The sequence below is a fragment of the Salimicrobium halophilum genome, from assembly GCF_900100295.1.
GTDB lineage: Bacteria > Bacillota > Bacilli > Bacillales > Halobacillaceae > Salimicrobium > Salimicrobium halophilum.
This window is the reverse complement of record NZ_FNEV01000006.1, coordinates 212,544-234,446: the sequence shown is the minus strand read 5'-3', so window position 1 is coordinate 234,446 and position 21,903 is coordinate 212,544. Positions and strand designations below refer to the sequence as shown.

The 21,903-nt window shown below is 46.9% G+C and carries 22 protein-coding genes; 11 read left to right on the top strand and 11 right to left on the bottom strand.

What is annotated here, in order from left to right; translation table 11 throughout:
• The first annotated feature begins 384 nt into the window (after positions 1-384).
• Positions 385-1,641 carry a beta-N-acetylhexosaminidase gene (gene nagZ / locus BLQ44_RS11230; RefSeq protein ID WP_093193990.1) on the top strand — a complete coding sequence of 419 codons (1,257 nt, stop codon included), beginning with the start codon at positions 385-387 and terminating at the stop codon, positions 1,639-1,641.
• 20 nt (positions 1,642-1,661) lie between these two features.
• Here nagZ and BLQ44_RS11225 read toward each other — a convergent pair whose 3' ends face one another.
• Together BLQ44_RS11225 and BLQ44_RS11220 are read right to left on the bottom strand one after the other, a co-directional pair.
• Positions 1,662-1,844: a cation:dicarboxylate symporter family transporter gene (locus BLQ44_RS11225; RefSeq protein WP_407690374.1), complete on the bottom strand. Its 183-nt coding sequence runs from the start codon at positions 1,842-1,844 to the stop codon at positions 1,662-1,664.
• A 135-nt stretch (positions 1,845-1,979) separates the two neighbouring features.
• Complete coding sequence (locus BLQ44_RS11220) at positions 1,980-2,369, bottom strand: DoxX family protein (RefSeq protein ID WP_093193989.1); 390 nt, start codon at positions 2,367-2,369, stop codon at positions 1,980-1,982.
• A 233-nt stretch (positions 2,370-2,602) separates the two neighbouring features.
• Here BLQ44_RS11220 and BLQ44_RS11215 point away from each other — a divergent pair, with 233 nt between their 5' ends.
• Both BLQ44_RS11215 and BLQ44_RS11210 read left to right on the top strand, forming a co-directional pair.
• On the top strand, positions 2,603-3,454 hold the full coding sequence (locus tag BLQ44_RS11215; RefSeq protein ID WP_093193998.1) for a DegV family protein: 852 nt from the start codon (positions 2,603-2,605) through the stop codon (positions 3,452-3,454).
• Positions 3,455-3,690: 236 nt separating this feature from the next.
• Positions 3,691-5,364: a restriction endonuclease gene (locus BLQ44_RS11210; RefSeq protein WP_218119006.1), complete on the top strand. Its 1,674-nt coding sequence runs from the start codon at positions 3,691-3,693 to the stop codon at positions 5,362-5,364.
• Positions 5,365-5,474: 110 nt separating this feature from the next.
• Here the strand turns inward: BLQ44_RS11210 and BLQ44_RS11205 are convergent, their stop codons facing one another.
• The 3 genes from BLQ44_RS11205 to BLQ44_RS11195 all read right to left on the bottom strand — a co-directional run bounded on the left by BLQ44_RS11205 (position 5,475) and on the right by BLQ44_RS11195 (position 9,406).
• The gene (locus BLQ44_RS11205) at positions 5,475-6,743 is read right to left on the bottom strand and encodes a nucleotide sugar dehydrogenase (protein ID WP_093193997.1); all 1,269 of its coding nucleotides are present in this window, start codon (positions 6,741-6,743) and stop codon (positions 5,475-5,477) included.
• 19 nt (positions 6,744-6,762) lie between these two features.
• Entirely contained in the window at positions 6,763-8,307 is a 1,545-nt protein-coding gene (locus BLQ44_RS11200; RefSeq protein ID WP_093193987.1) for a glycosyltransferase family 2 protein, read from the bottom strand.
• A gap of 112 nt (positions 8,308-8,419) precedes the next feature.
• Positions 8,420-9,406: a DUF3794 domain-containing protein gene (locus BLQ44_RS11195; RefSeq protein WP_093193986.1), complete on the bottom strand. Its 987-nt coding sequence runs from the start codon at positions 9,404-9,406 to the stop codon at positions 8,420-8,422.
• 108 nt (positions 9,407-9,514) lie between these two features.
• Here BLQ44_RS11195 and BLQ44_RS11190 point away from each other — a divergent pair, with 108 nt between their 5' ends.
• On the top strand, positions 9,515-10,375 hold the full coding sequence (locus tag BLQ44_RS11190) for a glycosyltransferase (protein WP_093193985.1): 861 nt from the start codon (positions 9,515-9,517) through the stop codon (positions 10,373-10,375).
• A 9-nt stretch (positions 10,376-10,384) separates the two neighbouring features.
• Entirely contained in the window at positions 10,385-11,218 is an 834-nt protein-coding gene (locus BLQ44_RS11185) for a DUF7164 domain-containing protein (protein ID WP_245688156.1), read from the top strand.
• 174 nt (positions 11,219-11,392) lie between these two features.
• On the opposite strand, the gene BLQ44_RS11180 is transcribed toward BLQ44_RS11185, so the two are convergent.
• Complete coding sequence (locus BLQ44_RS11180) at positions 11,393-11,806, bottom strand: hypothetical protein (protein ID WP_143004714.1); 414 nt, start codon at positions 11,804-11,806, stop codon at positions 11,393-11,395.
• A 386-nt stretch (positions 11,807-12,192) separates the two neighbouring features.
• Here BLQ44_RS11180 and BLQ44_RS11175 point away from each other — a divergent pair, with 386 nt between their 5' ends.
• Positions 12,193-12,693 (top strand): CotY/CotZ family spore coat protein, encoded by a 501-nt coding sequence (locus tag BLQ44_RS11175; RefSeq protein ID WP_093193982.1) that lies wholly within the window; start codon positions 12,193-12,195, stop codon positions 12,691-12,693.
• 104 nt (positions 12,694-12,797) lie between these two features.
• Positions 12,798-13,712 carry an NAD-dependent epimerase/dehydratase family protein gene (locus tag BLQ44_RS11170; RefSeq protein WP_093193981.1) on the top strand — a complete coding sequence of 305 codons (915 nt, stop codon included), beginning with the start codon at positions 12,798-12,800 and terminating at the stop codon, positions 13,710-13,712.
• A gap of 26 nt (positions 13,713-13,738) precedes the next feature.
• On the opposite strand, the gene BLQ44_RS11165 is transcribed toward BLQ44_RS11170, so the two are convergent.
• The 4 genes from BLQ44_RS11165 to BLQ44_RS11150 all read right to left on the bottom strand — a co-directional run bounded on the left by BLQ44_RS11165 (position 13,739) and on the right by BLQ44_RS11150 (position 17,101).
• Positions 13,739-14,665, bottom strand: a complete 927-nt coding sequence (locus BLQ44_RS11165) for a GT-D fold domain-containing protein (RefSeq protein WP_093193980.1) — start codon at positions 14,663-14,665, stop codon at positions 13,739-13,741.
• Positions 14,666-14,680: 15 nt separating this feature from the next.
• Positions 14,681-15,370: a glycosyltransferase family 2 protein gene (locus tag BLQ44_RS11160; RefSeq protein ID WP_093193979.1), complete on the bottom strand. Its 690-nt coding sequence runs from the start codon at positions 15,368-15,370 to the stop codon at positions 14,681-14,683.
• Entirely contained in the window at positions 15,367-16,065 is a 699-nt protein-coding gene (locus BLQ44_RS11155) for a galactosyltransferase-related protein (RefSeq protein WP_093193978.1), read from the bottom strand. The genes BLQ44_RS11160 and BLQ44_RS11155 overlap by 4 nt, the downstream gene beginning before the upstream one ends.
• A 70-nt stretch (positions 16,066-16,135) precedes the next feature.
• Positions 16,136-17,101 carry a glycosyltransferase family 4 protein gene (locus BLQ44_RS11150; protein ID WP_093193977.1) on the bottom strand — a complete coding sequence of 322 codons (966 nt, stop codon included), beginning with the start codon at positions 17,099-17,101 and terminating at the stop codon, positions 16,136-16,138.
• Positions 17,102-17,262: 161 nt separating this feature from the next.
• Here BLQ44_RS11150 and BLQ44_RS11145 point away from each other — a divergent pair, with 161 nt between their 5' ends.
• From BLQ44_RS11145 to BLQ44_RS11135, 3 genes are all read left to right on the top strand, one after another.
• The gene (locus tag BLQ44_RS11145; RefSeq protein ID WP_093193976.1) at positions 17,263-18,219 is read left to right on the top strand and encodes a glycosyltransferase; all 957 of its coding nucleotides are present in this window, start codon (positions 17,263-17,265) and stop codon (positions 18,217-18,219) included.
• The gene (locus tag BLQ44_RS11140; protein WP_093193975.1) at positions 18,216-18,881 is read left to right on the top strand and encodes a serine/threonine protein kinase; all 666 of its coding nucleotides are present in this window, start codon (positions 18,216-18,218) and stop codon (positions 18,879-18,881) included. The genes BLQ44_RS11145 and BLQ44_RS11140 overlap by 4 nt, the downstream gene beginning before the upstream one ends.
• Positions 18,882-18,976: 95 nt before the next feature.
• Entirely contained in the window at positions 18,977-20,065 is a 1,089-nt protein-coding gene (locus tag BLQ44_RS11135) for a flavin monoamine oxidase family protein (protein WP_093193974.1), read from the top strand.
• A 73-nt stretch (positions 20,066-20,138) separates the two neighbouring features.
• Here BLQ44_RS11135 and BLQ44_RS11130 read toward each other — a convergent pair whose 3' ends face one another.
• Positions 20,139-20,324, bottom strand: coding sequence for a hypothetical protein (locus BLQ44_RS11130; protein ID WP_093193973.1), 186 nt, complete (start codon positions 20,322-20,324; stop codon positions 20,139-20,141).
• Positions 20,325-20,759: 435 nt separating this feature from the next.
• On the opposite strand from BLQ44_RS11130, the gene BLQ44_RS11125 reads away from it, so the two are divergent.
• Positions 20,760-21,824 (top strand): TRAP transporter substrate-binding protein, encoded by a 1,065-nt coding sequence (locus tag BLQ44_RS11125; RefSeq protein WP_245688155.1) that lies wholly within the window; start codon positions 20,760-20,762, stop codon positions 21,822-21,824.
• Positions 21,825-21,903 lie beyond the last annotated feature (79 nt).

Genomic DNA, 21,903 nt, shown 5'->3' with positions numbered 1-21,903 from the left:
CGGGACCTGAACGCAAGCAGGAACATCGAGGCGGAAGCGATCCGCCTTCAAACTCTAACCGGTGGGACGCCGGGGTTCGCTTAGGTGGCATCTGTTCGATAGAACAGAGGTTCTAAGAATCCCCCACCTCTTAGCGCATGCGTAGGTGGGGGTAGTTCAATCATCAGGTCAGCTCCTTCTATTGCGATCATATATTTCCGTATATTGGTTTGTTTCAATATTATAGTCTCGAAGGGGGAATAGCAATCTCTTTCTTTGGCCCCTCAGATAATAAAAGGGATTCCGGTGATGAAGATGGTATTCCTGTATAATGGGGAATAGAAACGTGGAGGTTATGAAGGAAACGGAGACTTCGTCCAACTGAAATAGGAAGGAGGACAAGTAATGTTCAGTCGTGCACTTATCATCATCGTCATTTCTCTAATAACTGTCGGAACGGTCTTCCTTTTCTTCGGAATTTCGGATCAGGAAGAAGAGACTCGGAAGCCTACCGAAAACGCCGGTACGTCTATGAAAAAACTTGAACACAAAAAGGAACCGGGCCCCCTGGCCATGGGGACAGATTTCAGTGATATGAGCCTGGATGAGAAGATCGGACAAATGATTTTCGCAGGGGTCGACGGCACACGGATGAATGCCGGAACAAGAGATATAATCAGGGAGTATCAGGTGGGAGGTATCATATTATTCGGAAATAATATTCAAAGTGCGACGCAAACCGTCACCTTCCTGAATGAAATGAAAGCAGCCAATGCTGATAACCCTTATCCATTACTGTTGGGGGTGGATGAAGAAGGTGGCCGTGTCACGCGTGTGCCAGCTCCGATGAAAAGTCTGCCGACGAGCCGTGCCATCGGGAATCTGAACAATCCGGAGGTAGCCTTTACCGCCGGTACCATTCTCGGGGAACAGATGGAAATGCTCGGGTTCAATCTGGACTTTGCTCCTGTGCTGGATGTGAACAGCAACCCCAATAATCCTGTCATCGGGGATCGTTCCTTTGGCAATAATCCGGAGGTAGTTTCCACGATGGGCATCCAGGTCATGAAAGGTCTCCAAGAGGAAGGGATCATTTCCGTAGTGAAACATTTTCCCGGGCACGGGGATACCAGTAGGGATTCTCACGTAAGGCTTCCGGTAGTGGATAAGAGTTACGAGGAGTTGAAGAACCTGGAGCTCGTACCATTCCAAAATGCTATCAGGGAGGGTGCCGATGTCACTATGATTGCTCATATCTTCCTGCCGCAGATCGACGGCACCTATCCCTCTTCCATGTCGAAGGAGGTCATCACCGGCATGTTGCGGGAGGACTACAATTTCGAGGGCGTGGTGATTACCGACGATCTGACGATGGGCGCGATTACAAATCAATACACGGTAGCGGAGGCGGCTCTTCAGACGGTGAAGGCAGGGGGAGATCTATTGCTTATGGCTCATAACCCGGATTTGATTTCTGCGGTATCCGATAGTCTGAAAGCGGCTGTGGAGAACGGGGAGATAAGTGAAGAGAGAATCAACGAAAGTGTCGAACGGATCATACAGTTGAAAGAAAAATATCAGGTCTCCCGTGAAAAGACCCCATCCCCTGATATCCAGCCAATCAACAGGAAAGTGGATGACGTGTTGGAGAAAGTACGGTAAGCCTGGAAAACCATGGATTATTAACAATATCCAGAAGAAAATGCTTTGTTTCTCTCAGAAGCGCTGACGACTACTGCAGCCGTAGCATCTCCTAATACGTTCACAGAAGTCCTGAGCATGTCTAGGATACGATTGATTCCCTCAGGCAAAAGTCCGATGGAAGTCATGACCATGGAAAGCATGATCAGTCCGGCATTCGTCACTTCCGCGATACCTTCAATTTTCCTTCTGTTAATGGTTCGTCTCGGTAGTTAAGAATACGTATGAATATGCGAGAAGAGACAAAACCCCTTATTCTTATTAAAAAACCACGGAGGCTTCCCTCCGTGGTACTGCGGTCAGCTACTTCTGGATTTCGTGATCACTTCGGAGAGAGCGAGCTTCCTACTACCTGTCGCAGCGAGTATGAGAGACAGGGCAAGGAGGGAAAGGGGGAATTCGAATCCTCCGATTAGTCCCATAGGAAGCTTTGCCATTACAATTGCGCCTGCCATCGTAAGACCCAGCAGGATAGCAGAAGGTACAACGAACATTCCGAGAATCAAGAAGAGTCCACCGACACCTTCGATCAATACGGTAATATAGGCAAGCCATGCGGGTTGACCGATCTTATCGAACATCGCAATCGTATTGTCCATGGCTCCCGCTTTCTGTATTCCGTGTGCCAGCATGATGACACCGAGGACGACTCTTCCTACAAGCAGTCCCCATTCCACTTTTTTGTTCATAAGTAACACCTCATTTTTAGTAGTTACTCAGATTACGATTCAAAAAAGGAATTGGATCATTTGCGGGGTTCCACGAAGCGTGGGGCTGATAGTAAAAGAGACGTTTATCTTATATAATGAAAGGGGATTCATCAGGCTCTATAACGATGGATATTAATATGAACGTGGTTCTTGAACAGATCTCAGAAGCGGGGGAGAAGAAACGCTTCACTTTAATCAGAGGGGGAAATGTAATGCGGAAAATCGTCTTAACGACCGAAAGCGGTGCCGACTTACCAAATGATTTAGCTGAAAAGCACGAGATCCAAGTAGTACCCATGCACATCATTATGGATGGAAACGATTATTTGGATGGTACGTTACCCGTCGAGGATATTTATAGTTATCACGAGCGCACGAAGAACATCCCATCTACGACCGCTACGAATGTTCATGAGTATCAGGAGTTCTTTGCATCAATCAGAGACAAGTTCCCGGACTGTACCATTGTCCATGTCGGTTATACCTCGAAAGCTTCTTCTTCTTTTCAAAATGCGGTCATTGCAGCGGAAGAATTGGAAGACATTCATCTCATCGACGCTCTGAACGTGACCGGAGGCCTGGGTGCGATTGTCCTGTATGCCGCTGACGTTTTGGAAAAAGATCCGGACATCGAAGCGGCGCGCCTGGTTGAAAAGATAGAGGCTGTCGTCCCGAAATCAAGGCTTGCTTTTATTCCGGGGAGTCTTGAGTTTTTGAAAGCGGGCGGACGTGTGAGCAATATGGGTTCTTTGATCGGGACACTTTTGAAAATCAAGCCGCGGATCGATTTGAAGGATGGCAAGCTGATGTCCACGAAGAAGTATCGCGGGAAGATGAACGGAGCCAGTGAGAAGCTGTTCCGTGATTACTTACAGGAATTCGACATAGACCGGGAACAGCTTTACCTCATTTACTCGATCGGCCTCGATGAAAAGGTTAAGAATCGGATGGACGAGATTGCGAAAGAGAACGGATTCCAGGATATCCGATGGATCCAGGCGGGCGGTATGATTTCGACACATTCCGGTCCCGGAGGTTTTGGGATAGCAGGGTTAGAACGATAGTAGTTCTCGCTTAATAAGAAGTAAATACAAAAAATAAGAAGGCAATCCGTTGAAGTAAAATGGTTGCCTTCTTTTAAATTTAAATTTTTTATAACTTGATAAAACAAACTGCGCATTCTTGGACTTTATTTGATATTTTTAGGAAAAATAAGGAATAGTTTTATGGAAAAGTAAATAGTGATAAAATTGAACTACAAAATGTTGTTGACGATTATATAAATATGGGAGGGGTTAAAGTGACTTATCGACAGATGTATGAGGTGGAAATTAAACACGATGGTTTAAATAAATACCGGGTTATTCGTGGCGCTGAACGCCACGTTGTTGAACAAAAAGCACAAACACAATTAAACCAATGGGATGAAATGTGGAAAAAGAAAGTAGAAGCAGAAGAAAAGAGAGCTGCTAGGGAAAGAAAAGCTCAGGAGAAAGAGGAGAAGAAGCAGTATGCCTTTCAACAAACGGAAGAAGCTGAGAACCAGCTGCAACAAATAGAAGATATATTGAAGCATACATTAGATGTAGACGACACCATTGATTGGGAAGATTTGAAAGACAAAAGGAAATTCGACAAACCGAAACCTAAAGCACCTGAAAATATCACTCACCCTCCAGAACCAGACGAAAATGATCAGAAATTCCAGCCCCAATTAAACCTCTTGGAAAAAATGATTTCTTCAATGCGAGAAAAGAAAGAAAAAGAAATGGAAGAGAAATACCTGGAAGAAAAAGAGAGATGGAAAGAAGAAGTAGAAAATATCGAAAAAGAAAATCAGAATAATAATAAAGAATATGAGCAAGAGTTGAAAGAGTGGAAGGCGGAAAAGAAAGAGTTTGAAGCCTATCAGAAGGAAACGAATGAAGCTATTGAAGAACAGAGAAGGAATTATCTGGAGAAAGACCCGACAGCTATCATAGATTATTGTGATATGGTTTTATCTAATTCAGAATACCCGGATGAATTCCCTCAAGAGTTCGACATTGATTATAACCCTGAAACGAAGATTTTGATTGTAGATTATTCCCTTCCTTCTCCGGAAGATATGTCTACATTGAAAGAAGTTAAATATGTTCAGGCACGAGACGAATTTAAGAAAGTATATTTGTCTGAGGCAGCACAAAAGAAAATGTATGATAGGTTACTGTACAATATTACGTTGCGTTCTCTGCATGAATTGTTTGAAGCGGATACGGTGAACGCTTTAGAAGCTGTTGTATTTAATGGATGGGTGAATTCCATTGATAAAGCGACTGGCCAAGAAGTTAACGCATGTGTTTTATCTATCCAGGCCAACAAGGAAGAATTCGAAGAAATCAATCTGGAGCAAGTTGATCCAAAACTGTGCTTTAAAAATCTTAAAGGAGTTGGTAGTAGTAAGCTTCACAGTCTATCTCCCGTGGCGCCCATTATTAAAATTGATCGGGATGATCCCAGATTCGTCTCCTCTTATGCTGTGTCCGAAGGTATAGATGAAAACATGAATATTGCTGCAATGGATTGGCAGGATTTTGAGAATCTAATAAGAGAACTTTTTGAAAAAGAATTTAATCAAGCAGGTGGCGAAGTGAATATCACAAGAGCCAGCCGAGATGGAGGGGTTGATGCCGTTGCATTTGACCCAGATCCTTTAAGAGGAGGAAAAATGGTGATTCAAGCAAAGCGTTATACCAATGTTGTTGGAGTATCCGCAGTGCGTGACTTATACGGCACAGTGATGAATGAAGGAGCAACAAAAGGTATACTTGTTTCTACAGCTGATTATGGTCCAGACGCTTATAATTTTGCTAAAGATAAGCCATTGACTCTTTTGAACGGAAATAATCTTCTTCACCTTCTACAAAAACATGGCCAAAAAGCAAAGATTGATTTACAAGAAGCCAAGAAAGAGTTAAAAGAAAAAGAACTCTAAAGAAAAATAGGGGTTTCCTATATTCTATCGATAGAGAAAAAATTACTTATAATATCAAAACGTTTAACCTATTAAAATCTCCTTTCGTCATGGTGCGAAAGGAGATTTTTTTATAGAAGAACAACATTATTTTTATTCTCATAGCCTTTCAATACATTCCTTGTATCCACAATCAATGCGGAATGGTCGAGGATCATTTGATAAGGAAGACAGGAATGATCGGTGAGAATGAGGACGCCGTGCTGGTTTTCCAGCATTTCTTTCGTAATCGTCCGGGATTCGTAGTCGCTTGAGTCTATCGTCAAAGAAGGAACATAAGGATCATGATAGCTTACATTCGCGCCTACATCTAAAAGGTGTTCAAAAATTTGAAGAGCTGGTGATTCTCTTATGTCATTCACATTCTTTTTATAGGTGACTCCTAGCATCAGAAGGTTACTCTGTTCCAACGGTACTCCTAGATGTGCTTTCACTTTTTCAATAACGAACCGGGGCATCCGCGCATTGACGGATTTGGCTGCCTGAATCAACGAAAGGTCCATGCCCTGTTGATTGGCTTTCCAATTCAAATAAAGAGGATCGACAGGAATGCAATGGCCGCCAACTCCCGGTCCAGGGGTGTACGGGGTGAATCCGAATGGTTTGGTGCTGCAGGCGTCGATGACTTCCCATATGTTCACATGCAGCGAGTCACATAACATTGCTACTTCGTTCATGAAGGAAATGTTGATCAGGCGCTGTGCGTTTTCGACCAGCTTGCTGACTTCCGCGACTTTTGAAGAAGAGACTTCCACCACTTCATCAAAAACAGAGGCATACACCCCTTTGGCGCGCTTCGTGCAGGAAGGCGTCTCGCCACCGACTACTTTGGGTATCGAAGCCAGTTTGTAAGTGCTTTGACCAGGATTGATGCGTTCCGGGGAGTATGCGACGTGAATATCCTGCCCGATGTTCCAGCCTTTCTCCTTAACCTGAGGAGCAATTTCTTCTTCGGTCGTTCCCGGGTAGGTGGAGCTTTCCAAAACGAGCAGCTGCCCTTTCTGAAGGTGAGGCAACGTGCTTTGGAGTGCTTTTCGTACATATTGCAGATCAGGTTCCCCGGACGTATCAAGAGGGGTAGGGACACAAAGAATGATGGCGTCGACGTTTTCCAATAATGCATAAGAAGAGCTTACGGCAAACGTTCCATTCTGAAACAATTCCTTGATCACCTGGTCAGAGAAATCTGCCAGGTAGCTGGTGCCCTGTTCGAGTCGGCTCAGTTTCGTCTGATCCGTGTCGATTCCGTAAACGGTATGGCCCTGTTCGAGGAATAGTTGGGCCAGTGGGAGTCCGACATACCCTAAGCCTACTATTCCGATGGTCCATGGTTGTGTCATGATGATCATCCCACACTTTCTATTCATGAAAATCAAAATACGTTCGTATGTCAGACATCACGGATGGCGGAAGCGAGGAGGTGTTCACTAAGTGCTGGAAGGCTTTGTAGTCTTTATCTCCGGAGGAAAACGTGCCGCGTGCATCCGTCATCTGTAAGAACCAGTGAATGGCTTCTAAGTGATCCCCTATGAATACCTCAGCTTCTTCCTTTTGGAAAAAGACAGGGGATGGTACTGAGAGAATCCTATAGTTGTTCATCAAGGCTTTGACCTGGGCCAGCGGAGGGGTCAGCAGGGAAGAATAACCGATGTCATCTATGACGCCACGCTTCATCGCATGAGGAAAAGCGTAGAGTGAGTTGTTCCATTGGTGAGGGATGCGGAGGAGGAGGTTCAACAAATAGCGCAACGTTTGCTGCTCATCGATAGGATGGACGTCATCCAACAGAGAGCTTTGATCGGGGAGGACAATGTCTGTATCCTCTTCGAGCTGGTTGAAAAACACCTGATATTCATCCGGGGATAGAGGCTGATCGGCAGTGGTCAGAAGGACTTTATCCCCGCGTGAATAAAAAGCTCCGACCGCTCGTGTAATGCAGCTGCCGAGGTTGTCATGCAGCGGGATAACAGGGATACCTTCATCTGAAAGAATCGTAATTTTTTCTTCGTCCTGATCGTACGTGACGACGATCACTTCCTCCACTCCGGCTTGCTGCAGGTTCTGAGTTTGTTTTAGTACTTGCGGCAAAGGGGATTTCCCTTCATCACAGATGATGGCACTTTTATCTACAGGAGGGGCCTTGCTTCGTTTCTTCAAGTGATGGAGGAACGCGCGATGACGGGAGTCAGGGAAGCCTCCCCGGGAACCTTCTTCCTGGATTAAATGGTGGATGGCGTTGAGATGGTCTCCGATAATGATGTTTTCGAGAAGCACGTAGGTGCTCTCGGCATCGATGTCCAGGTGGAGTTCCGGACGTATTTTATTCAAGGTGACGACATCGACGAAAGCAGGAGATACTATCTCTAACTGTTTCTTCATCGCTATTCCCTGAGCCAGCGGAGGGATGGAGAGGTTGAACCATCCGATCTCCTCCAGGGCCTTCCTGCTGATCGCATGGGGGATCGCGACCATCGAATTGATCGATAACCCGCCGTAGCGGAAGATGTCATTCAGCGATTTCTTCAGGATAGATACGGAATGAGGGCGGTGTGGTTGATCCAAAAGGCTTTTCAGGTCATTAAGAGCTATGTCCGCTCCCTGCTCGATCACCTGAATGAAGGGGAGTAACTCCTGGTAAGGAATGACCATGTCCCCGTCCAGGAATAACAGGATGTCCCCTTCCGAGAAGTGAGCTCCTATCGCCCGGCCGGTATCATGGCCGAGTGGTTCTGTATATTCATAGACGACGCAGTGGTGACGTTCCGCGATGTCTCTCGAGGTGTCTGTAGAGCCGTTGATGACGGTAATGATCTCGAACGGGTTCAGCTTCAGGACTTCCTGAAGAACGTAAGCGAGCGTCTCTTCTTCATTTCTTATGGGGAGGATGACGGATAATCTGCTCATGCTTCTCTAAAACTCCTTTCAGAAATAACGTATGTATAGAAGGGGAGGGGTGTATAGGCAGAGGGGTTTCTGTGAAAAAAAGAGCGGGACCTGGGGTGGCCCCGCCATAAAATCACCATGGTTTCGGTGAGGCGTCCACTTTCCGGATACAAACTTTCAGGATTTCTTTCTCTACGAATTTCCATGCGACAGGGTAATAGGGAAAGTCCGGATGCGCTCCGAAATTTTTCGGTTCCGCGAAGACGTCACACATGAAAGCAGCTCCGACTATTTCGAATTCATCGTTTTCGTTGGCATCTTCCCGGTCGATGACACATTGGAAAGGGATAGCGTCTTTGACGTAATGATCGACGGTTTTCACAGAGCCGTAGTCTTTCTCCAGGGTCTTGTAGGAAATGGTTTTATGCACGGTGCCGCAGATGACGACTTTCTCCGGGCATACTTTTTCGATAGCGACGTCGAACGTTTTGTGATGCGTGACCGGGTACTGCTCCGGTTGGACCGGGTTGAATAAAGCGGGAGGGACGAGTTGGGTTTTCCCCTCGATGACGATTTGACAACAGGATTGTGGGTTGGCAATCGGACATCGTGGCGGTGCGGGTGTTGTGGTTACAGGAGGAGTGGGTTTCGGGCATTTGTGCTTCGGTTTATCACTCTTGAAGTGACCGCCGATCCGTTCAGTGTACGGATCCGTTTCATTTTTGAACGATGCTGCTACATGCACACCCAACCCTTCATTGATGGAAGTCATAGGAGCGTCGAGCCAGTGTGCTTCCTCCCATCCTTTTTTGTATACGACTTTGCACGTTAACTTCTCCCCGTTGTGCAGGCCTTTGCCTGTGCTGTCCTCCAATACATAATGGAAACCTTCCTTATGATGTACCTGGAAGTTCGACGGAGACACCTCAGTCACTTCGCAATTCTCCGCTGATAGGTTGAAAGCGACCTGGTGGATACAGTAAGACGGATGCGTTGCAGGGCTGGTGTTCTTGATTTTGAACGTCGCTTCCTTACTCTTCGGATTCCAATCAACATCGACCAGAGCCGTCAGCACTTCACCTCCAGCTCCGATTCCTAATAATTGTGAATATAGCGCCAATGTTCTTCTCTCCTTTTGATCAACATAAGATTATACAGCATTGTATGTTCAGAAATCCGGCTTGTATAGACCCGCGACATGGCTGATTGATGAAGGGAGGAGGGAAGGCTGATCGAAGCAACCATCATTATTCCGGTCAGGAACGAAGGAGTCTCGGTTTATAACACGCTCCGATCACTCCAGAGTGTGCAAACAGATACTTCGTACGAAGTGATTGTCGTGGATGATCAGTCGACGGATGGGTGCTGTGACTTCATCCATTCCAGGGAGGATGTTCATCTGGTGAGAACGGAAGGGGTAGGAGCGGCTATGGCTCGAAACGTGGGTACCGAGCATGCAGAGGGGGATGTTTTCGTATTTTGTGACGGGCATGTATTCTTCCAGGATTACTGGCTGGATCGGTTGATGGCTCCTATAAGAAGCGGTACCGCTGATGCGGTCAATCCCGGAATCGCTGATGTCTATGACCGAAGTCATATCGGTTACGGCTATCGCTGGAATCGGGCATTGGAAGCCGAGTGGAACCTCGCAGTGACGAAACAGCAATCCGTCTCTCTGCTGGCCGGGGGCTGTTTGGCAGTGGCGCGACGAGCGTTTGAAGAAGTGGGAGGGTTCGATCACGGGTTCCGGACGTGGGGACGAGAAGATGAAGAGTTTTCTTTGAAACTGTGGCTGTTCGGTTACACATGCTACGCTGTTCCCACGGTGAGAATCCTTCATGTGTTCCGCCATACTCCTCCCTTCGAGCTGGCTTGGGAAGACGTAGGCTACAACTTCTTGCGTATGGCTCACCTGCATTTCAAAGAAGAGAGGATTGAGAAATGTCGCCACCTGGTCAAAAACATAGAGGTCGCTCAAGTGGAAAAGGAGCTTCTGGCTGGAGACGTTTTACAGACAAGAAAATTATATGAGCAAACGAGGAAGTTCGATGATGATTGGTTCATGTCCACTTTTCAAATTCCGTTTTAGGGGTTATCGATGATGAAGAGAGCGGTCGTTGTATATCTGGATGCTTCGCCTGCGCAGCTCAGGATGTTCCGGTGCTTGTACGCTTCATTTAAGTACATTGAGGCCGAAGATACGTCATTGGTGGTGTTCGGGGAGCCGTCCGTGATGAAGTGGGTCCCGAAGGAATGTGTGCAGGTCCCCGTTTCTATGGAAAAAGAAGAGGAGGCCTACGGGAGCTACCCGTATCTTTATTCGCTCGCCTGTCTTACGAAAAAAGAAGCGGTCGTATTGTTGGACTTCGACTGGGTGCTCCACACGGATGTCGATACTTTCCTGACCCCGGCATGGAATGATTTTCATCCGATGCGCTATACCACGGGTAAAGGTGCCTATGCCCACACCTATGAGGTGAAAAATAAAATCAGGCGAACCTCCGACTTGTTCAACTTTCGCCATCAGGGTCAGTTTAACGTGGGATCGACTCATTACGGGGGAAGTGGAGATGTGCTGGAAGTGGCTAAAACGGCTACCGAAGTGACCAAATATCTGTTGAGGCACGAATTCAAAGACAGGGAAGGAACGTGGCCCGGGTGGTATCGCGGGGTGAGCAGCTTGTATGCAAGGGAAATAGCCGTCAATCACCATGTGGATGATTTTTCTGTTTCTGCCGACCATCTGGATTATCCAAGCACCTCCGGGCAATCCGTGCAGGATCACCCTCATATCCACTGCTGGCACACGAAAGAGATATTTTCCAAATTCGCTTTTCTCCAAGGTGAGTACGATGACAGGGAACGTGATGCTTTAGATTTGGATCAGGTCAAAGATTATTGCCTGTATCACGCCCTGGTTTCCCGTAGTTAATTACGTGTCCAGGGCAAGTGTTCATTCAGAGAAAAACGAGTCGACTCCTGCGGGAACAGCACCAGCTTAAGATCCACTTGGTCAGGTGTGCTTCCTGATCAAGTTAGCTTAAGCCGTGCCCGCGGAAAGCGACTTGTTTTTCTTTGACTATCTTTTCAATAGTTCGATGCTTTTTTAGTGAGATTGATTTTTGTATTCCTCCCGCTGATCTTCGACACATATGTGGATGACATCTTTCTCTTTGAAGCTATATGCCAAAACCCCTGAACTTTTGGAGCACTCTCCGAAGTTCGCCTCCTCGCTACTGACTTCGCAGGCTATGTCCGCTTTTTTGATAGAAAAAGAATCTCCCTCCTTGATATCCTTTCGTTCGATCAAACATTGAAAAGGTTTTTCATCAATGATGGATCTTTGGGTGAAACACCTGCAGTCCTCGAATGCGGTGTAGCTGATCCATTTTCTTAGAAGTCCGCCGATCACGATGAATCCGTCACAGACCTTCTCGATTTCGGCGAGAACTTCTTTTTCTACGTGTGTCGATCCCGGTTTCGCGGGAGGGACGAGCTGGGTGCTCTGTTCCAGAATCACGCGGCAACAAAGGTCCTGTTCGGCTGGAGGTCCAGGCGGCCCCGGGGGACCCTGTGGGCCTTGGGGGCCTGTGTCCCCTTTAGGTCCGGGAGCTCCTCTTCTTCCTTTCGGGCCAGCAGGTCCTTGCTCCCCTGGTTTTCCTCTGGGGCCCCGGGGACCAGGCGGGCCGACGCAATTGCATTCATGTTCGCAGTCGCAATGTTTATCTTTCTCCCATGACATCTTCTGTCACCTACTTCTGCACTCATTTTTACTATTCTATGTAACGACGGGAAGGACGTTATTCTGCGGAATTCTCTTCGCTTTGGACGGATGTCTAACACACATTCTTCAACCGGAATATATCCTATAAGTAAGATGCTCGGTGGGAAGGACGTGGATCGATCATGGAATGGGAGAAGAAGAAGCCGACGTTGAAGTGTAACCATTGCGTCTGCAAGGAATTGGTGGAAATACAAAAAGCGCAGGAGATTGTAGAAAACAGGAAGCCGGAGAAATCGGACTGCACTTTGGGTGACGGGGAGCACCAAAAGTTGGACACCGTTCCGTTCATCCTGCAGACCCCTTATGGCAATCCCTTCTTCACGTTCGGGGATGTGGGGGCGGGAGATTGTTTTATCACGGTGTTCTTCAAAGTGATTTCGATCAACCATGACACGTGCTGTGCCAAACTGGAATTGCTGAAACCGAATAAACCGATCACAGATCCGGATACAGGCAGTGTAGAGATCGATAAAGTATGTGACGTGGATTTCGTTACGAAAACGTCTGAATGCATTACGCTCTCGTTGAAGTGTTTCAGTGCAATCAAATGTCTCAAACCTTCCTTCGTCAAAGAAGAGGGAGAAGGGAAATGGGAAAAGGAAGACTACGGTGTAGGGGATTAGTACGTACTCCTCTATGCTGTTTTTTTCATAGAAGAAACCCGCCCGCTCATCTCTTTCTGATGTACATAAGGTGAAGTAATCGAAAAAGGGAGGGAGGGACTCTCATGAAAGTACTGGTGACAGGAGGAGCCGGGTTCATCGGTTCACACATCGTCGATCGATTGCTCGACCTCGCGTATGAAGTGGTTGTCATAGATAATTTAGCGACGGGAAGCTATGTTCATAGATCAGATGTTTCTTTTTATCCGATGGATATACGGAGTCCGGAACTGGATCACGTCTTTCAGTTGGAAAAGCCGGATGTCGTCATTCACCAGGCTGCCCAAGTGTCTGTTCAGGAGTCGATTCGTGCTCCGCTTCGGGACTGTCATTTGAATGTCATGGGCACCGTGAATGTCCTGGATTGTTGTGTGAAACATAACGTGGGAAAAGTGATTTATGCTTCTTCGGCTGCGGTCTATGGTCCACCTGAGCAACTGCCTGTCAGGGAAGACGATTCTGTTTCTCCGATGTCTTTTTACGGGTTGTCGAAGTGGACGGCGGAGCAATATATACGATTATATTCCCTGCTTTACCATCTGAAATTCACCATCCTGCGCTATGCGAATATTTATGGGCCGAGACAGAATACGAAAGGAGAAGCGGGGGTTATTGCGTTATTCACCGACCGCTTATTGAATGAGGAACAAATCATCATCTACGGGGATGGAAAGCAGACGAGGGATTTCATTTATGTAAGAGATGTAGTCAATGCCAATATCGCTTCTATCCATGCGGGAGATAACGGAATCTACAACATCAGTACCGATAAAGAAGTTTCGATTAATCAAGTCTTTGATACCATTAGAAAGTATGCGAAGAAGCAGTCGGATTGTATCTATCGACAGGAACAATCGGGGGATATCAGAAGAAGCCGCCTCCAGAATGCCAAAGCCAGGAAGGAATTGAAGTGGAAGCCAGTCATTTCTCTGGAAGCAGGTATAAAAGAAGTTATCGAAGACTTTTCGAAGCGAAAATAGCCCTTACGACATTCAAGTCGTAAGGGTTATTTCTTTTGAATCGTTTTTTGTCCGGATAACCATTCATCAATGAGGCGGCCGATATCGATGGCGATTTTTCGTTGGTCGGCTAATTCCACGCTGATGATATTGGAGGCGACGCCGCCCGCTACCAGGGCAACATCGAAGTCATAGTCTTTCGTTTTTTCCAGAACAGCCGTATAGGAGTCGAACCCGGGGACGGGGATGGAGCCGACGATCTGCGTATACCCTTGCGCTTTGAAGTAATCTTCCGCCTGCTTCATTACGTTCCCGATCAAAAGCACCTTATGCCCCTCGAGGAGTTCGTGGTAGATAGGGGTGTCATTGAGGCGATAACCGATGGCTGAAGTGGTCAGCGTCATATCTTTCAACGGCCAGTTATGATGAGCCGCCAACTGATTGAATAAGGTTTGATACGTCGGGTAGCGGGCGACCGGAATGCCTACCGTGTCTGCTTTTAGTACGTTTGCGGTCAAAAGGTCGCGGACGTTGTGATTCGGAATCGTGATTCCGGTACGGAGGAGAGGATAATGGCCTTCAGGACTGTTTTTCAGTAAATCAGGGTAGACGAAGCGTGGATTTTTCACCAGTTCTTCTACAGGTAACAGAAGATCATGAGCCATTGCCACCATTTCGCCGTCGCCGAGACTGATGACGGAGTAACCTTTCTGTTCGTGCAAAGCCTTCCTGATTTCACCCGCAATGTGTTCCTGATCATGAAGAGGAATGATGTCCTTCTCCATGGCTTTGATACCCATCTTTATGACGTCTCTGACATGGTGGGGCAAGTACCCGTGTTCTCCGAGCTGATCTTTGATATAGCTATCCCCGCCGCGGTACATGGATTCGACAGCGATGCCTTCATGGCCGCTGACATCCGGGTAGCCCATTCTTTTCAATCGGTCCCATTCATCTCTCGAGAGTTTCTGCATACGTATCACCTCCTTCTATCTGTCTTGTTCCTTGATCAGCTTCATCATAGCCTCTTTGTCTTTTCGGGCGGAGCGGTACCTGGCATGGAGTAATTTGTTTTCCTGATAATAAGGATTGCCGCTTGCCGTTTTTCCACGTGAGTGCCACAAGTGATAGATGTCTGCATCCACTCTCACGTACTTCCCCCAAACGGCATTCATGGCGTGGACGAAGGCTTCATCTTCGCCGCCCCATCCACAGAAGCGTTCGTCGAATCCCAGGACCCTATCGAAGCATTCTTTCCTTACGATATTGATGCCGCCCTGTTTCCGTTTATTCGGTGTGTGGGCATCTACGTCTGTCGGAAGCGGCCAGGCCGGCGCTTCTTGAAGAAGTTCTTTCGTGCAGCGTTTACTCAGGTAATGGATGCGGTGATAAGGGATGACCCATGGATGGTCTTCGAGAAGAGCGACGGCTTTTGGAAGCAATGCCGGATCATACACGATATCGGAATCAGCGATCACGTAAATATCTCCGGTGGCTTGTTCCGCAGCATGATTGATGGCTTTCGCTTTAGAGAAAAGGTCGGATTGGCAGCGCCCTTCTCCGATACAGAGCTCCGCCTCAGGAATCATCTTTTTATAAAAGGCTTTGACCCAGCGGAACCCTTCTGATCTATTCCTGTCCTCAGACAGGAAGGGGAAGAGGACAGATACTTTCTTCACTTCGTTTCACCTCCATTCCCGTGGATGATGTTCTTGATCGCTTCTTTGTTTCCTTTATTCGCACGATAAGCTTCGGTAAGATTTCTGTTCGCATAGTAGTCCGGATTCCCTTTTCGTTTCCTGGTCGGGTGATGAAGGTGGAATATCTCTCCACCTGTCCGTTTGTATTTTCCGCATAGGGTGTTCACTGCGATTCCGAAAGCATCATCTTCGCCGCCCCAGCCGCAGAAGCGTTCATCGAATCCACTTACAGCTTCGAAATTTTTTCTCGGTATGACGTTCAATCCACCAACTCTTGCCTGCTTCACGATGTGGGCGTCCGTCATGTCCGTCGAAATCGGCCAGGCAGGTTGTTCCTCCAGAATTTTTGTTGTGGAAGTTTCTTTCAATTTATGGATCTTATAATAAGGGATCACCCATGCACGTTCTTCTAAAAGAGCTGAGGCTTCCTGGATGATGGCCGGATCGTAGAATATATCGGTATCCGCTATGACGAATACGTCCCTTGTGGCCTGATTTGCTGCATGGTTGATAGCCTTGGAGCGCGAGAATAGGTCCCCCTGGCATAGGCCTTCTCCGATACAGAGTTCAGCATCCGGCATCATGTTTTTGTAGAAAGCGAGTACCCACTCGAAAAGCCGATCCCTTGGTCCGTGATCGGCTTTATAAGGAAAAAGTACGGAAATATGTTTCATATGAATCATCCCTGTTTTTATCAAGATGGATTAGTATATGTCCGGGAAATAGGGGTGCGTAGGCTGGGGATCATCGGTGTTCGTCGATAAGCTGGTCGAAGTATGTCTTGAACTTCCGGGATTGTTTCGCCCAGTACCAATCTTTGATTCGCTCCATGTTTTCCATGGAAAGCTCATGGAGTTTCTCGCGGTTGTTGGTAAGGGATATAATCGCGTCTCTTAAAGCCTTCTCATCTCTTGATTTCAATACAAATTCCTTCTGTTTCTCCCCCAACACCTGGGGCACGACGCCCACATCGGTGGAAATGACCGGGACACCACAGGCCATCGCTTCCAGGACAGGGTCCGGGGTCCCCTCGATTTTCGACATGCAGATCAGGACGTCGATAGTGGCATAATAATCTACCATTTCTTCGTGAGGGATCATCTTCTTGACGCGGTCCGCGTAGATTCCTTCGACAGGATGACCTTCCTTCATCAACTCGCTGACGACTGGTTGGACGAACGTCCGGAATCCTTTGAAGTCCTCGATGCTGATGCTCCATTTACTATTGCCGACCCAGCCGACTTTCAAAGGACGGTCCTGGCGCTCGAACCGTTCCATGTTCTGTGGATAGAACAGGTCTGGATCCACGCCGTCTTCAATGATCATTATGGGATCGGGGTAGGCATCTATTTGTTTATAGATCTCATATAGCCTTTCTGAGCAGACATAGTAATGGAAGTTATGGAAGATAGGCTTCCGTTTTTTGATCGACCGTTCCCCGAGGAATAAATGATCGTAGACGGCGGTCGATAACAGTTTATCTTTATAACGGTCGAGAGGAATATAAGGGATGATCTCTCGCCAGAAGAAATGCAGGATGTCGCAATCCTTTATATGCGTATGCAGTTCGTCGGCGTTTTTATTACATCCATCGAAGCTTACGATGGTAAAGTCGAAATCCTCCCCCAGATGTTTCTTCAACTGCTTGGCATGATTGGCGAATGCCCAATTATCTCTATCCGTAATCAAGCCGATCTTAACTTTCGACATGGGATACACACTCTCCTTGTAAATCTCTTGTGTCAGGTATTGTATGCCGCCAGGGAAAAGCTCGTTTGGCTTCCTGCCTTACTATTGTCATCGTATGGGCGGGTGAAAGCTACGTAATGGATAGCTGGTCATACACTGGAAGAAGAAGGGGCGATGTATGGATGAACAGAAAAGTGAAGCTGTTGGTGTTCGCGGGAGATTTCCGCAACCATTTGGATACGGCGACGCATTATTTTCTATCAGAGCTTGAAAAACTGACGGATCTCACGGTGTGGCATGAGTCAGGGGAGATTCATACTATCTTGGCCCGGTTGGAAAAACCCCCGGATTTTATTTATCACCATGAGTTCGGGGAAAAGTACTCTCCTATCGTCACAGGGTTAAAATCTTCAGGAATTCCCTATGCCGTTCAGTTGCATGACTTGCATCACCGGATCAGCAAGCGGAAAGAAATGCTCCGGGAAGAAAAGGTGAAGCATATTTTCACCGTGTATCGGGATGCCTTTCAGCATTGGTATAAAAATTTCCGTGATCACATGTATTGGCTGCCTCACCACGTGAACTCAGGCGTGTTCAAAGATTATGGGCTTCCGAAAGAGTACGATTATCTGGTCATGGGGGCGATGTCGAGACGTACGTACCCGTTAAGGAATACAATCGTGGAACGAATGAAAGACAAACCCGGATTCGTCCATCATCAGCATCCGGGCTACAGAAATATTGAAGACGGGGAAAAAGGGGCTTTTGTCAGAGAAGCTTATGCCAAAGAGATCAACAAGGCCAAGGTGTTTCTGACCGGTAATTCCAAATACAACTATCCTTTGAAGAAAAATTTCGAGGTACTGGCCTGTAATACACTTTTACTGGCACCACCGTCGGATGAACTGACGGACTTGGGGTTCATCCCTGGCGTCCATTATGTCCCGATCAATGAAGAAGATTTTGAAGAGAAAGCGGAGTACTATGTGACGCACGAAAAAGAGCGGGAAGAGATAGCCAGAAACGGCATGAACATGGTCCGTGAACGTCATTCTACCAAGAGGCGTGTGCAGGAATTTGTGGACATCATCGATCAGATCATTGCAGAGGAGCAGGGGAGGAGAGGATCCGGTCCATGAAAGATTGGAAACCGTACGAACATGTGAAGCAGATAGGAAGAGGTTCTCATGGAAGAGTGTTCAAAGCTTATGACCCGGTTCATGACAGGTGGGTCGCCATTAAAGAAGCTGTGAAACGGGAGAAAGATGCCAGACACGAAGCCATGGTCATGAAAAGTTACGGCTCCTCGCCCTTTTTGCCTGAGTTGTATGATTCCTTTGCTTACGACGGATCGTCCTTTATTGTGATGGAATACGTGGAGGGGCATCCTGTCGGCAAAGGGGATTTCCACCGCGAAGCCGAGAAGAGGGAGGAGGAATGGAGCGTTCAGGTTACTATTCACGTCCTGGAAGCCCTGGCCGCTATTCATGAAAGTGGCTACATTCATTACGACGTCCGTCCGAAAAACATCATGATCAAGGGCGAGGACCCAGCTACCGTGAAAGTAATCGACTTTACATTGGCGAAGAGAATCAGTGAGAGATTTACGGTCGGGAGAGATTTACAGGATGCGGCTCGTTTATGCGTATTTTTGATACATGGATGCTTGCCAGATTCCTTGGACAATGTCGAATTCAGGAACGAGCGGGTGAGGACGACGTTGGAATCCATATTGGAAAATAAAGATCCGTTGCCCTATTCATCTGCAAGAGGAATGATAGAAGCTTTGAAGGAAGAGTAACCGAGGATGCTTCTCGTGCAGAGAGCGTTCTCTTTCTTTTCGCGCGGAATTTGTTTACAGTGGATGGAAACGAACGTGTTAGAGGAGGCGGGACGATGGACAACCCGGTAGTTATAATAGGAGCTGGATTGAGCGGTCTGCGGGCGGCATCTTTGCTGGCTGCTGAAGGGATAGAATGTAGGGTGCTGGAGGCGAGAGACAGAATCGGAGGAAGGGTGATGACGGAGAGGGTAGAGAACAGGCCTGACTTAGGAAAGTTCGATCTCGGACCTACATGGTTCTGGCCGGCATATGAACGGAAGATTGCTGAGGTGGCGGAAGAGATGAAGTTGGACACTTTCGTCCAGTATAACCAGGGGGCTATGCTGGTGGAAAGATCCAGGGAGGAAGCTCCGGCACATAATATGCTTCCGGCAGACGCAGGAATGGAGTCGATGCGATTCACAGGAGGAGTACAGGCACTGGTGGATGCTGTAGCAACTACCCTCCCGGATGAAATGGTCGAGTTCGGCAAGCGTGTAACAAGGATTCGGATGGAAGTGGATGAGAAAATCACGGTGGAAGCGGAAAAAGATAACGGAGAGAAAGACTCGATAGCAGCGAGTTCGGTCATTCTGGCTCTGCCACCGCGACTGGCTGCCACGATTGAATTTTCTCCTGATCTCCCTTCCTCTTTGGTCACCGGTTTAGAGAGTAAACCGACATGGATGGCCGGTCAGGCGAAAGCGATCGCTGTCTATGACCGCCCCTTCTGGAGAGAAGAAGGATTGTCCGGGTTCGCGATGAGCTGGGCAGGTCCGCTGCAGGAAATTCACGATGCTTCTCCGGAAAAAGGTTCCGGAGCTCTGTTCGGATTTTTCGGAATGCCAGCGGAATCTCGTCGGGAGCTTGGGGAAGACGAAGTTTTGAAACTAGTGGAGAATCAGCTTGTCCGGTTATTCGGAAGCCGTGCGCGGGAGATGGAAACTATTCTTTATAAAGATTGGACTGAGGATGCGGAGACAGCCGTCGCAGCAGATTCCGTTCCGCTCCAGGATTTTCCGGTGTACGGGCCTCCTGGTGATTTGGGTACATGGGAGAAGAAAGTATATTTTGCCGGAACCGAAGCGGACCCACAGTTCGGTGGACATCTCGAAGGAGCACTTCAGGCAGCGGAACGCGTTGTTCGAGACCTGAGACGTTGACCATTAAGTGTTAAGAAAAAAGATGCCCGTGCGGGATAAGTTTCCCGCACGGGCATTCTTAGGTACATAAGGATCAAAACTGCTGTAAGCCGAATACCTGTTTGAATTCCTCGTAATCCAAATCTAATTGATCGCAGTAATTTTTAACATGTTCGAAAAAATCGAAATCAGGATCAGCTGGCTGGTCACGATTTTCCGAATAGTAATCAATTAAACTAAATAACTCCTTGAAAGCCTGTACATTGGTTAATTGTGCCATTTTCATCATTCCTCTTTCTTAATAGGGTTAGGGAAATATTTCGTCTTACTATGTGGATAAGAGTATAACTCAAAAAGAAGCCGGGCTGCAAAGTTATATTTTTGAATTTGGTGAAAATTCATTGTCAATTAAGACAATAAGATTTTTGTTTGTTTTTTGAAAGCACACATCATTTTTGTCACAATCCGACACTTTCTTTTTATATTTAGTGCATTATAAATGTTGATATGACAGAGTTGTGATATTATATATCTTAATATGTAAGCTTATTTAACAAGGAAAAAATGTAAAACATTCAAAAAACATCATCATTTTTAATGAAATTACTTAGGTACTTTTGGTCCAAACAGACAAAGAAAACGTCTGAATTTTTCGATAAAATAGAAAACAAGAATTAAATTCAAACAATTATTCAGAAGGGGAGAATGCGAAGTGTTGAAGAACAAGTTAACGATGTCTGTTTTTTCTGTACTGTTACTTCTGGTTTTGGCAGCTTGTGGTGGGGGTGACACAGGTTCCGGCGAGGCACAGGGATCGAGTGAAGGAGAAGAAGGAAGCTATGATCCAATAACTATCACTTTCAGTCACAACCAACCAGTAGATAGCCCCGAACACGAGGGAGCGTTGAAATTCAAAGAAGTGGTTGAAGAAGAGACAGATGGTCAAGTTACAGTGGAACTCTATCCAGCATTGCAACTGGGAAGTCTCCGAGAACAAGTCGAAGGAACGCAACTTGGGGAAATTGATATCACCATGCAGCCTACAGCTGTTGTTTCTCCTTTTGTCGACGATATCAAAGCGGTGGACCTGCCTTATCTCTTCCCGACTGAAACAGAAAAGATGTACCAAGTGCTTGATAGCGAGGTAGGGGATGAATTACTCGGAACGCTTAAACAGGGTGGATTTGAAGGGCTTGGTTTCTGGCCTGGAGGGTATAAACTGTTCACCACAAATGGAACAGAAATTCACCAGCCAACGGATTTTGAAGGTGTAGCGATGAGAACGATGGAATCTCCGATCTTACTTGCTCAGTATGAAGAATGGGGAGGGAATCCTATTCCTGTCCCTTATGCAGAGCTTTATAACTCTCTGCAGCAAGGTGTGGTAGACGGACAAGAGAATCCATTACAGACGATTTTCCTTAATAACTACCACGAGGTCCAGGATACAATTGTTGAAAGTCATCATGGATTGATGTCTTATGTGCTTCTGACAAATCAATCCTGGTTCAATGAACTTCCTTCTTCCGTGCAGGAAACTATTGTTGCTGCCGAGGAAGCTGGTCGGACCACAGCGAGAGAAACGCTTGCTGAGACAGAAGACGAATACCGTCAAAATATCATTGATTCAGGTGTCAATTATTATGAACTGACTGATGAAGAAATAAGTGCCTTCAAGGAAGCATCCCTTCCAATTCACGAAGAGCATTACAATACACCTGAACAGCAGGAGTTGTTGCAGAAGATCTATGACAAAGTCGAGGAAGTGAACAATCAATAATAGAGTTATCTGGTGAGGGACCAACCTTTAAGGTGGTCCCTTAAACCAATCTTGTCATGGCTGAAAAGGAAAGGGCGTG